Source organism: Ancylobacter sp. TW_SC_1 (assembly GCF_056836805.1).
In genome coordinates this window covers 842,025-856,557 of the sequence record NZ_CM166365.1, presented here as the reverse complement: position 1 = coordinate 856,557, position 14,533 = coordinate 842,025, and the positions used below count along the sequence as shown (strand labels likewise).

The window sequence follows — 14,533 nt, the reverse complement described above, 5'->3', positions numbered from 1 at the left end:
CCTCACGACGTGACGGTGGGGAGCGCGGCGGAAGGCGGCAACGCCGCGCCGTCCCGCGCCGCCGCGACGAGCGGAGCGAGCCGGTCGATGAACTCGTCCCAGTCCCGCATGCGGGCGAGCGAGCCGATCGGCTCGGCGCCGCGCAGCACGACGATGGCGGGGAGCGCGATGCCGCCCAGCCTGTCGCGCATGTGGCGCTCGCAGGCCGGGCCGGCCACCGCCGCCGCATCGGTGCCGAGCACGGCGACGAGCTCGGGCAGCACGACGGCGATGTCGGGCGTCTCGACATGGCCGCGTCCGTGCGCCGGCAGGAACAGCAGCCGGACACCGGACGGCCAGTCGGGAAGGCTCTCCGCGTCGAGATAGGGATAGCCGTGCACGTCAATGAGGCGGCCGACCAGCGGATGGAGACTGTCGCCGGCCGGCGTCGTGGGAACAGTCGGGGCGAGGGTAGACGTGGCGAGGGTCACGGCGCGGTTTCCTCCCGGTCGGAAGCGGTCTGGGGGCCGGTCAGGGCGGCAAGGTGCGGCGGCAGCGTCGGCTCACGCCCGACAAGATCGGCGAAGGCGGCGTCGATGCCCTCGGTCTCGCCGCGCATCACCGCGGCGACGGCGGCCAGCGCCTGGGCGATCTGGCCGGCCTCCTGCGCATCGAGCAGCCGGCGGCCGGCGCCGAGGAAGGTGAGCACATGGTCGCCCGGCTGCGCCTCCGGCAGCAGGGAGAGGTCGATGGACGTGATCTCGTCGCCATTCCGGCAGAGGCCGGTCCAGCCCTCGATCCGCTCGATCCGCATCGGGATTCCCAGGCACATGGCGCTTACCCGCGATGCCAGCCGGCGAGCACGCGCGCGTCGCCGACCCGGCAGGCCGCCTCCGCGCTCGGGCGGCTGGCTTCATAGGCCTCGCGCGAGATGGCGGGCGCGGTAAAACCGGCGAAGGAGCGGCGCGGCGCGGCAGCGACGCCGAACTCGTCGGCGAGGATCGACAGGACGGTCTCGAGCGCCGGCTCGATCCGCGCCGCCACCACCGGGGTGAGGCCGCCGCCATAATCGTCGAGCCGTTCCGGCTGCACGCCGACGAGGCGCAGCCGGCGCGGCGCGCGGTCCCTCAGTTTCAGAAGGGCGAGGATTTCCTGGAAGCCGGTCTGGTGCAGGCTCATCTTGCGGGCGCCGAGCACCGCGGGCACCTCGTCGTCGCGCAGCACCTTCAGCGTCGCCGGCGGCAGGCCGTAATCGATGGCGTCGACGATGACGACGCCGGAGGCGTCTTCGAGATAGGGCAGGAGGTAGAGCCCCTGCGTGCCGCCATCGAGCACGGAGACATGGTCCGGCAGTTCGTAGCGCGCGTCGAGCGTCTCGATGACGCGGACGCCGAAGCCCTCATCCGCCCACAATATGTTGCCGATGCCGAGCACAAGAATGCGTTCGTCGTCCATAGGCGACGTCTCCCGAGCGGATTTCCTAGGCCCCAGAATGCGAGCGGTCTGCGCCGCTCTTTCGAATACTTCTCAATTCAAGCCGCGTGCCAACGCCGGACTGCCTGGCTAACACCTTGCGAATACGTGGAAAACCGGATCTGACGGACACCTGCCTTCCAACGTATTGGAAGTATGATTTCCAACATTGGGTAAAATTGGAAGGTTGTTTTCCAAAAGAAAGGGCGCAGCCGAAGCCGCGCCCCAATGCCGACCATGTCCCCGCACGGCCGGACCCCGCCTGGAAGGCCGGGATGGTGGAATTCAGTCGGGGTCGTCGTCCTTGAAGGTGCGCACGCCGGAGATCATCGTCGAGACGATGGACTGGCGGGACATGATGTCCTCGCGCACCGCCGCGTAGACGTGGACGATCACGAACAGCAGGATCACCCACATGCCGAGATGGTGCCAGGTGTGCACCTCCATGCTGCCGCCGAGCAGCGGAATGACCCAGCCGAACAGATCGTCCTGCCAGCTTCCCCGCCCCGCGCCCTCGGAATAGAGGGCGAAGCCGGTGAAGATCATGAACACCGACCCCACCCCGATCGCCCAGAACATGGCGAACTGCGCCAGCGGGTTGTGGCCGACATATTTCTTCGGCTTCGACGCGAGGAAGAAGTACCAGCGCGCCTCCTCGACGAGACCGATCCAGTAGGCACGGCGCCAGAACGGCAGGATGAAGAGCTGGCGCGCGTGGTGGTTGCCGACGAAGGCCCAGTAGATGCGGAACAGGAAGCCGATGGCGAAGATGTAGCCCGCCGAGAAATGCAGGAAGCGGATCGTCCCCATCACATAGTGCTGGCTCGCCTCCCCCGACATGGTCGGCAGCGGCGAGGCGATGAGATAGCCCGTCACCGCCAGCACGCTGATCGCGGCGGCGTTGATCCAGTGCCACAGGCGGACGGGCGCCTCATAGACATAGACGGCGGTCACGCGTCCGGCCGGCTCCCCCTCGACGGTCGCGGGAATGGCCGGGCGGTCGGTGCCCTCGAGGGCGGACGGGTCGATGCTTGTCATCGCCGCCTCCCCTCAGCGCACCGTGACCCGCGCCATCTCTTCCCCGTCGGGGGAGATGACGTGCGTCGAGCAGGCGAGGCAGGGGTCGAAGGAGTGGAGGGTGCGCAGGATTTCCACTGGCTCCTCCGGCCGCTCCATCGGCGTGTTCATCAGCGAGGCCTCGAAGGCGCCGATATTGCCCATCGGGTCGCGCGGGCCGCCGTTCCAGGTGGTCGGTACGACGCACTGGTAGTTCTCGATCCGCCCGTCCTTGATGCGGATCCAGTGGGCGTTGCCGCCGCGCGGCGCCGCCACCGTGCCGACGCCCTTGGCCTCCTTCGGCCAGGTGGCCGGGTCCCACTTCTCGACATTGGCGGTCGAGCTGTCGCCGGCCTTGATGTTGCCGATCAGCCGCTCGAAATCCTCCAGCATCATCTTGGCGCAGTAATGCGCCTCCAGCGCCCGCGCCAGGGTGCGGCCGATGGTGGAGGGCAGCGCCTGCTTCGGGGTGAGGCTGGTGCCGGCGAGCGAATTGAAGCGGCCGACCGCGTCGTTCACCTGGTCCTTCACATAGGTGACATTGTGGCCCCAGGCGAGGATATAGCGGGCGAGCGGGCCGACCTCGCAGGCATTGCCGCGCCAGCGCGGCGACTTGATCCAGGAATATTTCGCGCTCTCGTCGAGCTCGCGAATGTCGGTCTTGGTGCCCTTGAAATTGGGCCCGAGCTCGAATTTCGGCTGGGTGACGCCGTCCCAGGGGTGCAGGCCCTTGGTCTCGTCGCCATAGCTGTACCAGCTGTGCGCGACGAATTCCTGCACCTGGTCGGGGTCGCGCGGGTCGATGGGATGGATCTCGTCCCAGTTGCCGTTCAGGATCACGCCGCCGGGCAGCTGGTCGGTCGACTTGTCGCCCGGCACCAGCTCGTAGTCGCCATAGTCGAGCACGTTGGAGCCCGACAGGCCGCCGCCATAGAGCCAATCCTTGTAGAACGAGGCGATGGCGATGACGTCGGGCACATAGACGTTCTTGGAGAACTCGTAGGCCTCGATCAGCCGCTGGTGGACGAAGTTCAGTCGCTCCATGTTGAGCGGCGCGCCGGCCGCCATGTTGCCGTCCATGTTGATGGCGCAGGGCACGCCGCCGACCATGTAGTTCGGGTGCGGGTTCTTGCCGCCGAAGATGGTGTGGACCTTCACGATCTCCTTCTGGAAGTCGAGCGCCTCCAGATAATGCGTCACCGCCATGAGGTCGGCCTCGGGCGGCAGCTTGTAGGCCGGGTTGTCCCAGTAGCCGTTCTTGAAGATGCCGAGCTGCCCGCTCTCGACGAACTTCTTCAGCCGGTTCTGCACGTCGCGGAAATAGCCGGGGCTGGAATTGGGATGGTCGGGGCCGACCATCTGCTGCAGCTGCGAGGTCGCCTTCGGGTCGGCCTTGAGCGCGTTGACCGGGTTCACCCAGTCGAGCGCGTGCAGGTGATAGAAATGCACGACATGATCGTGCCACTGCAGCACCTTGGCCATGATCTCGCGGATCAGGAAGGCGTTGTAGGGGATCTTGATCTGCAGCGCGTCTTCCACCGCGCGCACCGAGGCGAGCGCGTGGCAGCCGGTGCACACGCCGCAGATGCGCTCGACGAAGGCCCAGGCGTCGCGCGGGTCGCGGCCCTTGAGGATCACTTCCAGCCCGCGCCACATGGTGCCGGTGGAGACCGCGTTGCGGATGATGTTGTCGGCGTCGACATTCACCTCGCAGCGCATATGGCCTTCGATGCGGGTCACCGGATCGACGACGATGCGCTTGCCGGAGGTGTCGAGCGTGAAGCCGTTTGGCGTCTGGATGGTCATGCCGCTTCTCCCGTATGTCCGTTTTCAGCGGCGTTTTTCTGAAGGTCGCCGCCCTTGTGCCGGGCGCGCTTGAGCGCGCTCACGGCGGCATGCACGGCGACGGCGCCGCCCACCACGCCGGCCGCGGCCATGCCGATGCGGTCGGCATTGGCCTCAATGCCGAAGCCGACGCCGTGCAGGTCGGTCAGGCGGGCATACCAGGAGCCCTTGTCCCAGAAGCCGTCCTCCGAGCAGCCTATGCAGCCGTGACCGGACTGGATCGGGAAGGACACGCCGTCGTTCCAGCGGGTGGTCGAGCAGGCGTTGTAGGTGGTCGGGCCCTTGCAGCCGACCTTGTAGAGGCAGTAGCCCTTGCGCGCGCCCTCGTCGTCGAAGGCCTCGACATACTGGCCGGCGTCGAAATGCGGCCGGCGGTAGCACTTGTCGTGGATGCGCTGCGAATAGAACATCTTCGGCCGCCCCTGCCGGTCGAGCTCGGGGATGCGGTCGAAGGTGAGCATGTAGGTGATGACGGCGGTCATCACCTCGGCAATGGGCGGGCAGCCCGGCACCTTGATGATCGGCTTGTCGGTGATGACCTCGTGCACCGGCGTGGCGCGGGTCGGGTTCGGTCGGGCCGCCTGCACGCAGCCATGCGAGGCGCAGGAGCCCCACGAGATCACCGCCTTCGCGTCCTTGGCGACCATGCGCAGCTGGTCGAGGAAGGGCTTGCCGCCGACGATGCAGTACATGCCGTCCTCGTTGAGCGGCGGGTTGCCCTCGACGGCGAGGATGTAGTTGCCCTTGTACTTCTCCATCACCTCATGGAGGATCGCCTCGGCCTGATGGCCGGCGGAGGCCATCAGCGTGTCGTCGTAGTCGAGCGAGATCATCGACAGCACGACGTCCTTGGCCAGCGGATGCGCCGAGCGGATGAAGCTCTCCGAGCAGCAGGTGCATTCCAGCCCGTGCAGCCACAGCACCGGGGTGCGTGGCTTGGTCTCCATGGCGTGGGCGATCTCGGGCACGAATTCCGGGCCGAGCCCGAGCGCGGCGGCGGTCAGCGAGCAGTATTTCAGGAACGAGCGGCGGGTGATGCCCTGGCGTCGCATCACCTCGTAGAAGGTCTCAAGCCCGGCCATGCAGCGGCCCTCCCATTGGTTCGAGCACCGGGCGCGTCGAGGCATCCCGGTCGGGAGGATCACAGCAACCGCTGTGCCAGCGTAGATTTTATAACAATTACAACAAATTGATGGACTTCACCCGGCTGGCGGCGCGGAAGCCGGCAGACCGCTTTCCGGCCGGATCGGTAAGCCGCTTACCGCTTCAGGAGGCGCGCGGCGGCGACCGCGGCCTGGCCGAAGGCGAGCCCGCCATCATTGGCCGGAACCTCGGCGGGAACCAGCAGCGGCAGGCCGGCGCCGGCCAGCTGGCCGAGCAGGAGATCGAGCAGCAGCGCGTTCTGCATGACGCCGCCGGAGAGCGCGATGGCCGTCGCGCCATGCGCCGTGGCCAGGGTCATGGCGAGGTCGGCGAAGGCGTACGCCACGCCGGCATGGAAGCGCCGGGCGATCTCCGCCGCCGGTCTCCCGGCCGCGAGGTCGGCGACCGCCGCGCGCCACATCGGCGCCGGGTCGATCTGCGCCAGCTCACCGTAGCGGCGAACCTCCAGCGCATAGGGCGACAGGTCGGCCGGCGCGGTGGCGGCCAGCGCCTCCAGCGCCATCGCCGCTTCGCCCTCGAAGCTGAGCCGCGCCGGCGCCAGCCCGAGCAGCGCCGCCATGGCATCGAACAGCCGGCCGGCCGAACTCGCCGGCGGCGCGTTGAGCCCGCGCGCCATCATCGCCCGCAGCGTCGCCGCCGGAAACCCCTCGAACAGGCCGGCCGGCACCGCCTCGGGCGGCAGGGCGGCGTCGAGATGGGCGAGCAGCACCCGCCACGGCTCGCGGCTCGCGACGTCGCCGCCCGCCAGCGGAATCGGCGCGAGGTGGGCCAGCCGCCGGCTCGCCGCATAGTCGCAGAGCAGGATTTCCGCCCCCCAGGCGGTGCCGTCCTCGCCGAGCCCCAGCCCGTCGAGGGCGATGCCGACGACCGAACCGCCCTGCAGGTTCCAGCCGTTCTCCGCCATGGCGGCGGCGATGTGGGCGTGGTGGTGCTGAACGCCGATCAGCGGCAGGCCGCGCGCGGCCGCCAGCCCCGCGCCGATCCGGCTGGCGCGGTAGTCAGGGTGCAGGTCGACCGCCACCGCCTCGGGCCGATGGTCGAACAGGGCGGTGTAGTCGGCGAGCGCCGCCTCGAACGCGTCCTGCGTCGCCAGTTCGTCGAGATCGCCGAGATGATGCGAGAGCAGCGCCTGGCCGGCGACGCAGAGGCAGATGGCGCTCTTGAGTTCGCCGCCCAGCGCCAGCACCGCCGGCGCCGGCGCGAAGCCCGACGGCAGGGCGCGCGGCGCCGGGGCGAGGCCGCGTCCCCGTCGCAGCACCCGCAGCCGGCCCGACGCGACCTGCGCCACGCTGTCGTCGAGCCGCCGGGCGATGGCGCGGTCGTGCAGCAGCAGGCCGTCGACGATGCCGGCGAGAGACACGCGCGCCTCCGCGTCGCGATGGATCTGCGGCGCGCCGGAGCGGTTGCCGCTGGTCATCACCAGCGGCCGGTCGACCGCCGCCAGCAGCAGGTGATGCAGCGGCGTGTAGGGCAGCATGACGCCGAGCCGGTCCTGCCCCGGCGCCAGCGCGGGCGCGAGGGCGGCCCCACGCCGCAGGCGCAGCAGCAGGATCGGCGCCGAGGGGTGGGCCAGTGCCTCCGCCTCCGCCGCGCCGACCTCGCACAGGGCCTCGAGCATGGCGCGGTCGCGCACCATGACCGCGAGCGGCTTGGTGGGACGGCGCTTGCGGCGCCGCAGTTCCGCCACCGCGACCTCATTGCCGGCGTCGCAGGCGATGTGGAAGCCACCAATGCCCTTAATGGCGAGGATCGCCCCGGCCCGCAGGCGCCCGGCCGCCAGTTGGAGCGGATCGCCGCCCGGCGCGACGCCGCCGGCCTCGAAGCTCAGGCGCGGGCCGCAGGCGGGGCAGGCGATCGGCTGAGCGTGGAAGCGCCGGTCGGCGGGATTCTCATACTCGCCCCGGCAGGCGGCGCAGAGCCGGAAGCCGCGCATGGTGGTGGTCGCCCGGTCATAGGGCAGGCCCTCGACGATGGAGAAGCGCGGCCCGCAATCGGTGCAGTTGGCGAAGGCGTAGCGATGGCGGCGCGCCGCCGGGTCACGGATTTCCGCCAGGCAGGCGGGGCAGGTCGCGACGTCCGGCACCACGCCGACCGAGACCGCGCCCGGCGCGCTCGCCGCGATGGTGAAGCCCTCCACTGCGAATGGCGCGACGCAGCGACGCTCCAGCGCCTCGATCCGGGCCAGCGGCGGCGCCTCGGCCCGCAGCGCGAGCGCGAGGGCGTCCAGCGCCGGCTGCGGCCCCATGGCGCGGATGAGCACGCCGTCGCCCCGGTTCGACACCTCGCCCGCAACGCCCAGCCGCTGCGCCAGCCGCCAGACGAAGGGCCGGAACCCGACGCCCTGCACCAGCCCGCGCACCACGAATTCCTCGGCGGGCATCGCTGGCCTCAATGAACCGTGCAGACCATGCACGGGTCGAAGGAGCGGACGATGTGCTGAACCGCCACCGGCGTCGTCTCGCCCTGGCGCACCGCCGCGCCGACCAGCGCGGCTTCGAGCGGCCCCGGCACGCCGGCGGCATCGCGCGGCGAGAAGTTCCAGGTCGTCGGCGCGATGATCTGATAGCCGGCTATGCGACCGTTCTCGACACGCAGCCAGTGGCCGAGCGCGCCGCGCGCCGCCTCGGTCAGCCCGGCCGCGCGACCCTCGCGCGGCATGTCGCCCTGCGCGCACCACGGGGCGCCGGGCTCCAGCGCCCGCACCCAGCCCTCCATGGCGATGAGGGTGCGCGCCGTCTCCACCAGCCGGGCGACGACGCGCGCGAGGACGCTGCCCCCGCCTTCCGCCACGATCGCGCGGATCAGCGGCTGGCCGTCGATGAGCTGGCGCGCCACCGCGCCGGTCTCGAAAGGCCGTCCGGCGAGGCGCGGCGCCTTGCACCAGCTGTAGCCGTCCTCGTCCTCCGCATCCGGGAAGGTGAAGCCCTCGAAGGGATGATGGGCCCGCCAGCGGCCTTCCATCCGCGCATTGGTGTGGTCCTCGGCGATGGCCCCGGTGTCGAGCCGGCCGGTGCCGCCGGCCGAGAAGATGCCGCGCGCATAGAGCGGGCCGTCTTCGCCGGGATAGGCGCCATAGCTGAGATAGCTGTCATGGGCGCGCCCGAGCCGGTCGAGCTCGAGATCCTCGGCAATGGCGAGGAACAGCGCGAAATCGCTTTCGCCCTCTCGCAGCGCGGCGAGCTCGCCGCGTTCGGCAAGGGCGGCGACGCGTTCCAGCGGGACGCCGAACAGCCGCTCCTCCAGCGCCTGTCGCACCGCGCCGAGCGTCGCCAGCAGCCGCATCTTGTCGCGCGAATCGGCCCCGCGCGTCACCCCGCCCGGCTGCAGCGCCAGCGTGTGCGGCCAGCGCCCGGCGAGCAGCCCGAGTATGTGCAGCAGCGTCGTGCGCGTCGCCAGCGCCGCCCGCACGGAGGCGCCCTGCGCCGCCTTGAAGCGCGCCTCCGCCCGCGCGAACCACGGCCGGTCGGCATAGGCGGCGCGGGCGAAGTCCGGCATGAAGAAGACGTGGAAATGCATCAGGTGGTCGGCGACATTCTCGGTGGCGACCAGCAGGTTGGTGGCGGTGCGCCCGTTCGGCGTCGGCACGAGGCCCTGCACCCCCGCCAGCGCCAGCGCCGCCGCATGCGACTGCGAGACCGAGCAGATGCCGCAGATGCGCGGCGCGATCATCAGCGCGTCGTGCGGGTCGCGGCCCTCGAGGATACGCTCGAAGCCGCGGAACAGGGTCGAGGAGACGAAGGCCGCCTCGACCTTTCCCTCCGCGATCTCCAGCCGCACTTCGAGGTCGCCCTCGACCCGGTTGAACGGGCCGACGACCAGGCGCGTCGTGCCGTCCCCTGCCCCCGGCGCGCTCATCGTCTGCGCAGGTCGCGCACGGCCGGCGGGGTCACGACATGGTCGCTGGTGGCGTTGCGCCGCAGCCGCTCCGGCGTCGCCGCCTTGGCGAGGGAGGACAGCGCGACGAACCACGCCTTCGGCATGTCGGTCGGCAGGCCGATGGGAATGCCGGCGAGCTTCGGCGTCTCCAGGAAGGCGTGGCCGGGCTCCTCGAATTCGGGGGCCGTGCAGTTGATGCAGGCATAGCCGCCGCGCGTGCAGGAGCCCTCGCCGTTCCACAGCCGCGTGTTGCAGTCGGCATGCGCCTGGGTGCCGACGCAGCCCAGATGCTCCATCATGCAGCCGAGATCGGACAGCTTCTCGGCGCTCGCCTTGTACTCGTAATATTCGTTGCGCGGGCAGCCATGGTGCACGAGGTGGTCGGCATAGAAGCGCGGCCGGCGGTAGAGATCGAGATCATCCGAGCCCAGCAGTCCCGCCGCCAGCAGCATCAGCGTCTCGGTGATCCAGTTGGGATGGGTCGGGCAGCCCGCGACATTTATGACCGGCAGGCCGGAGCGGGCGCGGAAATCGGCGCCGAGCGCGCCGCCTTCCCGGCGTCCGTCATATTGCAGGCCGCAGGCGTCGGTCGGGTTGATCCCCGCCGCCGTCACGCCGCCATAGGCGGCGCAGGTGCCGACTGCGACCACATGCTCGGCCACCGCCGCCAGCCGGCGCACCCAGGCGATGGTCGGCACGCCGGTGCCGGCGAGCAGATGGAAGCGGCCGGTGTCGTTCGGACCGCGCAGCATCGCCCCCTCGACGCACAGCGCATCGAGCCGGACCTCGCCCGACAGCACGCGATCGAACAGGGCGAGCGCCTCGGCGCCGGTCTCCTCCGACAGCGTCGGGTGCCACAGCATGCGGATATTTGCGCTCGCCAGCGTGGCGGCGAGGTCCGGCGCCTCGGCGCAGAGCAGCGACATGGTGCAGCCGCCGCAGCCGCCGGACTGGATCCACAGCACGTTGAAGGTCTCGGACATGCGCTCAGTCCTCCCGCGCCGCCGGCAGCCGCAGCGTCATCACCGCCCCGCCCTCCGGGTGGTTGCCGGCGCGAAGGCTGCCGCCATGCTCCTCGACGATCCGGTCGCTGATCGACAGGCCGAGGCCGGTGCCCTTGCCGACCGGCTTGGTGGTGAAGAACGGATCGAAGATGCGCGTGGCGATCTCCGGCGCGATGCCCGGCCCGGTGTCGCGCAGGACCAGCACGATCTCGTCGCCGCCGCTACCGGTGATCTCCAGCCGGCGCACCGCCTGCCCGTCCATCGCGTCGACGGCGTTCTGCACGAGGTTCATCAGCACCTGGTGGATGTGGCCGGGATGGCCGACCGCCCTCAGGCCCTCCGGCACGTCGATCCGCGTCTCGATGTCGGGGGCCTGCGCCTTGGCGACCCAGTCGAGCGCCGCGCGCACGAGGACGCCGACATCGAACACCTCGCGCGCCTCGCGCCGGTCGGCGGAGAAGCGGCGCAGGTCGGCGACGATGTCGCGCACCCGCTCGGCGCCTTCCAGCATGCCGTCGAGCGTGCCCTCCATATTGGCGAGCGTGCCGTCGATCTTCAGTTCCTGGCGCAGCTTCGCCAGAGCCGGCGCGTCGGTCCCGCGGGCGACGGCGTCGACATAGGCGGTCAGGCGCTGGCTATAGCGCCGCAGCGTGTGCGCATTGCCGTAGACGAAGGAGATCGGGTTGTTGAGCTCATGGGCGACGCCGGCGACGAGGCGGCCGAGCGAGGCCATCTTCTCGGAATGGACGAGCTGCTGCTGCGCCTGCTTGAGCCGCTCATGCGCGGCTTCGAGGTCGCTATAGGCCTGGCGCAGCTCGCCGATCGGCCGGCACACCAGCACCAGCCCGACGGCGCGCCCGCGCGCGTCGAAGCGCACCGCGCCATTGGCGGAAACCAGAAACGCCCCCTCCGGCGTGCGGAACACCAGCTCGCGGTCGCTGATGCGCGCGCGCTGCTCGACGCAGCCGCGCAGATGGTCGAAATGGGTCGGCGATTCCGCCGCCAGCAGCTCCTCGAGCCGCGTGCGCGCCAGCTCGCCGGTCGGCCGCCCGAGGGCGCGCTCGGCGGCGAGGTTCACCTGCTCGATGCGGCCGGAGAGGTCGCAGGCGATCAGAATGTCGGTCATCGAGGCCATGAGCCCGGCGATGAAGGTCTGGGCTTCCTCGAGCGCGACGTTCTTCTGCTCCAGCGCCACCTGCTGGGTCACCAGCTTGGCGTAGGTCTCGTCCATCTTCTGGATGACGGCGATCCAGGCCTCGTCGGTCTGCGCGACGCCAAGGGCCGACGCCCCACCGGCGTCGAGCGCCCGCTCCGCCTCATCCCAAATATGGCCCGGACGTTCCCGCACCCTCGATGCTCCCGACGACCCTTATCCGGCCCGACAGTAGTGCGGGCTCCGGTGATCAGCAATGCGGCCCCGCATCTGCCGCCACGGGTCCGGCGCCGTGCCGTGTGGCGCCCGCACCGGGCGCCCGGCCGTATCGGCCGATGGGGGCCGGATGGTCCGGCCTTCGGTGCCCACGGCGCGCGGCAGAAGCGGTCGACGGGCCGGTCGACGATGAGGATGCCTGCGTGAAGCCTATGGCGGCCACCTCCCGGACGAAGGTTTTCGGGCCGCTGCGGCTCGCGCGGGCATTGTCGCCGGCACGGCGCCAGACGCGTGGCGCGATCGTGAACCGGTCGAGCACGGCCGGCCGCCGTACCGGCGTTCCCGATCGACAGGAATATCGGCGAAGCGCAGGCTCGGCTCTTGTGCACCGGCCTTGCCTCGGCTATTGAGCCCCCGCTCCACGGCGCGGACGGCCACCGCGCCTCGCATGCGGAGAGGTGCCGGAGTGGTCGATCGGGACGGTCTCGAAAACCGTTGTGCGTGCAAGCGTACCGTGGGTTCGAATCCCACCCTCTCCGCCATCCAGTCAAGTAATTGATATCGCCAGATATTCGACTTCTGACGCACCGCGGCAACCACCGGAAAGCGCGGCGCTTTTCCGACTCGCGGCCGTCTCCATGGCGCCAGATTTCGCTCTGAAAAGAGCCGCTGAGGTGAAGCCCTCAAGGATATTCTCTCGCGGCCGGCGATGCAGTCCGGTTTCGCACGAAAAAAGCGCGCCGCGGGTTCGAACCGCGAATTCGCCGAGCAAGATCACCGAAACACCAATCGGCGTCCGGTATCGGAACTCGCCGCGGTTGAGCTCTCGCCTCGTTGCTCGACATGGCGGTCTCTCGGCTACGGTGGCGCTGCCACTCTTGACCCATACCTGCCCCTCGACGGCCCTTTCAGCGACGTCCGCTTTGCGCCGCCATCTCGGCCATTAATCTGGCGACGGCCGCAGCGCGAGGCGGAGCGCGCCGCTGTGCCTCACGCGGTCATCTTCAACACGATCTTGCCGAACCCACCACCGGCCTCCATCGCGTGATGCGCCTCGGCGGCCTGCGCGAACGGAAAGACCTTGCCGACCAGCGATTTCAGCCGGCCATCGGCGAACATCGGCAGCGCGCTTTCGGCGAAACGCCGCACCATGGCGCGCTTCTCGTCCACTGTTCGCGATTTCATTACCGTGCCGATGAGGCGCAGGTGGTTGTGCAGCAGGACCGAGAGCGGAATGCTGGCGGTGTCCTGCCCGCCGAGCAGGCCGACCTGAACGAGGCGCCCGCCCGGGGCGAGGCTGCGCAGGTTGCGCGCGAGATAGTCGCCGCCGACGAAATCGACGATCACATCGACCCCGCGCCCGCCGGTGGCGTCACGCACGCCCTGCTCGAAGTCCTCGGATCGATAGTCGAACGCCGCCTCGGCACCCAGCGCCAGCACCTCGGCGCGGCGCTCGGCATTTGCGGTCGCGAAGACGCGGGCGCCGAGGGCGTGAGCGATCTGGACACCGGCGGAGCCGACACCGCCGGCCGCCGCGTGGATGAGCACGGCCATCCCGCGGGCTGTCTCGCCCAGATGCACGGCGGCTTCCCAGGCGGTGACGAAGGATTCCATCACCGCCGCCGCCCCGACATAATCGAGATCCTCGGGAATAGGCACCGCCATGCTGCGGTCAACCCGGGCAAACTCGGCATAGGCGCCGCCGCCGACGATTGCCATCACCCGCTCGCCTGGCCGGATGTCGATGACGTCGGTGCCGACCGCAATCACCTCGCCGGCCAATTCCAGCCCGAGCAGGTCGCTCTCGCCATAGCTCTGGTGACCATAATAGCCCTGACGCTGCAGAAGATCGGCGCGGTTGACGCCCGCCGCGCGGACCTTCACCAGCAGGTCGCCGGGGCGGACCTCCGGCATGGGCGCGTCGGTGAGGCGGAGCACGTCCGCCGCACCGAAATCGTCGAACACGACCGCTTTCATTTTGTCGCGGCCTTGGCGACGGCGCGGCGGGCGATGCTGGCGGCGAAAAGCGGCGTCTCGCGGCGGTTATGGTCGCCACCGGCTTCCTGCCGGGCCACCGCCGCCTGCTCGAAGGTCTGGCCGTGCGCGGCGACGAAGTCCATGAACGCGTCGGTCGGGTGCGAGGTGACGCGGTTGGTGTAGCGGGTGCGCCCGCCGTCGATGACCTCGGCGATCAGCTCCCAGATCACGTTGACCTGCGTACGGCCCACAGGCGTGAACACGTCGGAGATCGAATTCATCCGGCAATAGCTCGCCGTGGCTTCCTCGGCGACATAGTGCTGGATGACCAGCCCGGTGCCGATCATCTCGACATTGATCACCATGCGGCGGCCGTCATCCGTGGTCGTGACGCCGGAACCGATATGGTCGGGCGGGCAACAGCGCAGATATTCCGCCTCCGGAAGGTTGAACAGCCACTCGGCGATGTCGATTTTCTCCAGCGGCATGTCGATTTCCGCGGTATAGGCAGACTGCGAGAGGATCTTGTCGGTCAGGATTTTCATGGATTTTCCCTATCGGTAAACGTTTGTATTAGCTTTCGGCGATCGTCTCCCCCGGAGGTCGAGCGCCAATACGATGAAGATCGATACTGAAGCGGTTATGCGCGGCGGCCACGCCGGACGTATTTCGACATTTCCATAGTCGCCATCCTTGCTTGCGAGATGGAACGCTGGCTCGCTCTGCCCCGGCGATTGTGGTTCGGCGATGCGGCGCCGACGCTGTGTGGACGCCGCGAATATGCGAGTGT

At 69.6% G+C, this 14,533-nt stretch carries 12 protein-coding genes and 1 tRNA gene; 1 reads left to right on the top strand and 12 read right to left on the bottom strand.

The genetic code is table 11. The annotated features are described in order from the left end of the window. Positions 1 to 2: 2 nt before the first annotated feature. The 10 genes from AC1PZ7_RS03990 to AC1PZ7_RS03945 form a co-directional block, all read right to left on the bottom strand. Positions 3 to 470: a thioredoxin domain-containing protein gene (locus AC1PZ7_RS03990; RefSeq protein WP_482358218.1), complete on the bottom strand. Its 468-nt coding sequence runs from the start codon at positions 468 to 470 to the stop codon at positions 3 to 5. Next, complete coding sequence (locus tag AC1PZ7_RS03985) at positions 467 to 811, bottom strand: HypC/HybG/HupF family hydrogenase formation chaperone (protein ID WP_482358217.1); 345 nt, start codon at positions 809 to 811, stop codon at positions 467 to 469. The genes AC1PZ7_RS03990 and AC1PZ7_RS03985 overlap by 4 nt, the downstream gene beginning before the upstream one ends. 5 nt (positions 812 to 816) lie before the next feature. Further along, complete coding sequence (locus tag AC1PZ7_RS03980; RefSeq protein WP_482358216.1) at positions 817 to 1,434, bottom strand: HyaD/HybD family hydrogenase maturation endopeptidase; 618 nt, start codon at positions 1,432 to 1,434, stop codon at positions 817 to 819. A 303-nt stretch (positions 1,435 to 1,737) separates the two neighbouring features. Then, on the bottom strand, positions 1,738 to 2,490 hold the full coding sequence (cybH, locus tag AC1PZ7_RS03975) for a Ni/Fe-hydrogenase, b-type cytochrome subunit (RefSeq protein ID WP_482358215.1): 753 nt from the start codon (positions 2,488 to 2,490) through the stop codon (positions 1,738 to 1,740). Between the two features lie 12 nt (positions 2,491 to 2,502). Further along, positions 2,503 to 4,314: a nickel-dependent hydrogenase large subunit gene (locus tag AC1PZ7_RS03970; RefSeq protein ID WP_482358214.1), complete on the bottom strand. Its 1,812-nt coding sequence runs from the start codon at positions 4,312 to 4,314 to the stop codon at positions 2,503 to 2,505. Next, a complete protein-coding gene (locus AC1PZ7_RS03965; protein ID WP_482358213.1) occupies positions 4,311 to 5,435 on the bottom strand; it encodes a hydrogenase small subunit in 1,125 nt (374 codons plus the stop codon). The genes AC1PZ7_RS03970 and AC1PZ7_RS03965 overlap by 4 nt, the downstream gene beginning before the upstream one ends. A 176-nt stretch (positions 5,436 to 5,611) precedes the next feature. Beyond that, positions 5,612 to 7,897 carry a carbamoyltransferase HypF gene (gene hypF / locus AC1PZ7_RS03960; RefSeq protein WP_482358212.1) on the bottom strand — a complete coding sequence of 762 codons (2,286 nt, stop codon included), beginning with the start codon at positions 7,895 to 7,897 and terminating at the stop codon, positions 5,612 to 5,614. Positions 7,898 to 7,905: 8 nt separating this feature from the next. Then, on the bottom strand, positions 7,906 to 9,372 hold the full coding sequence (locus AC1PZ7_RS03955; RefSeq protein ID WP_482358211.1) for a nickel-dependent hydrogenase large subunit: 1,467 nt from the start codon (positions 9,370 to 9,372) through the stop codon (positions 7,906 to 7,908). Further along, entirely contained in the window at positions 9,369 to 10,376 is a 1,008-nt protein-coding gene (locus AC1PZ7_RS03950; RefSeq protein ID WP_482358210.1) for an NADH-quinone oxidoreductase subunit B family protein, read from the bottom strand. Before AC1PZ7_RS03950 ends, AC1PZ7_RS03955 begins: the two co-directional genes overlap by 4 nt. A gap of 4 nt (positions 10,377 to 10,380) precedes the next feature. Continuing rightward, complete coding sequence (locus AC1PZ7_RS03945; protein ID WP_482358209.1) at positions 10,381 to 11,745, bottom strand: sensor histidine kinase; 1,365 nt, start codon at positions 11,743 to 11,745, stop codon at positions 10,381 to 10,383. Positions 11,746 to 12,218: 473 nt separating this feature from the next. Here AC1PZ7_RS03945 and AC1PZ7_RS03940 point away from each other — a divergent pair. Beyond that, positions 12,219 to 12,308: transfer RNA gene (locus AC1PZ7_RS03940), tRNA-Ser, on the top strand. Positions 12,309 to 12,756: 448 nt separating this feature from the next. On the opposite strand, the gene AC1PZ7_RS03935 is transcribed toward AC1PZ7_RS03940, so the two are convergent. Both AC1PZ7_RS03935 and AC1PZ7_RS03930 read right to left on the bottom strand, forming a co-directional pair. Next, complete coding sequence (locus AC1PZ7_RS03935; protein ID WP_482358208.1) at positions 12,757 to 13,731, bottom strand: NAD(P)H-quinone oxidoreductase; 975 nt, start codon at positions 13,729 to 13,731, stop codon at positions 12,757 to 12,759. A gap of 8 nt (positions 13,732 to 13,739) precedes the next feature. Next, on the bottom strand, positions 13,740 to 14,288 hold the full coding sequence (locus AC1PZ7_RS03930; protein WP_482358207.1) for a hypothetical protein: 549 nt from the start codon (positions 14,286 to 14,288) through the stop codon (positions 13,740 to 13,742). Positions 14,289 to 14,533 lie beyond the last annotated feature (245 nt).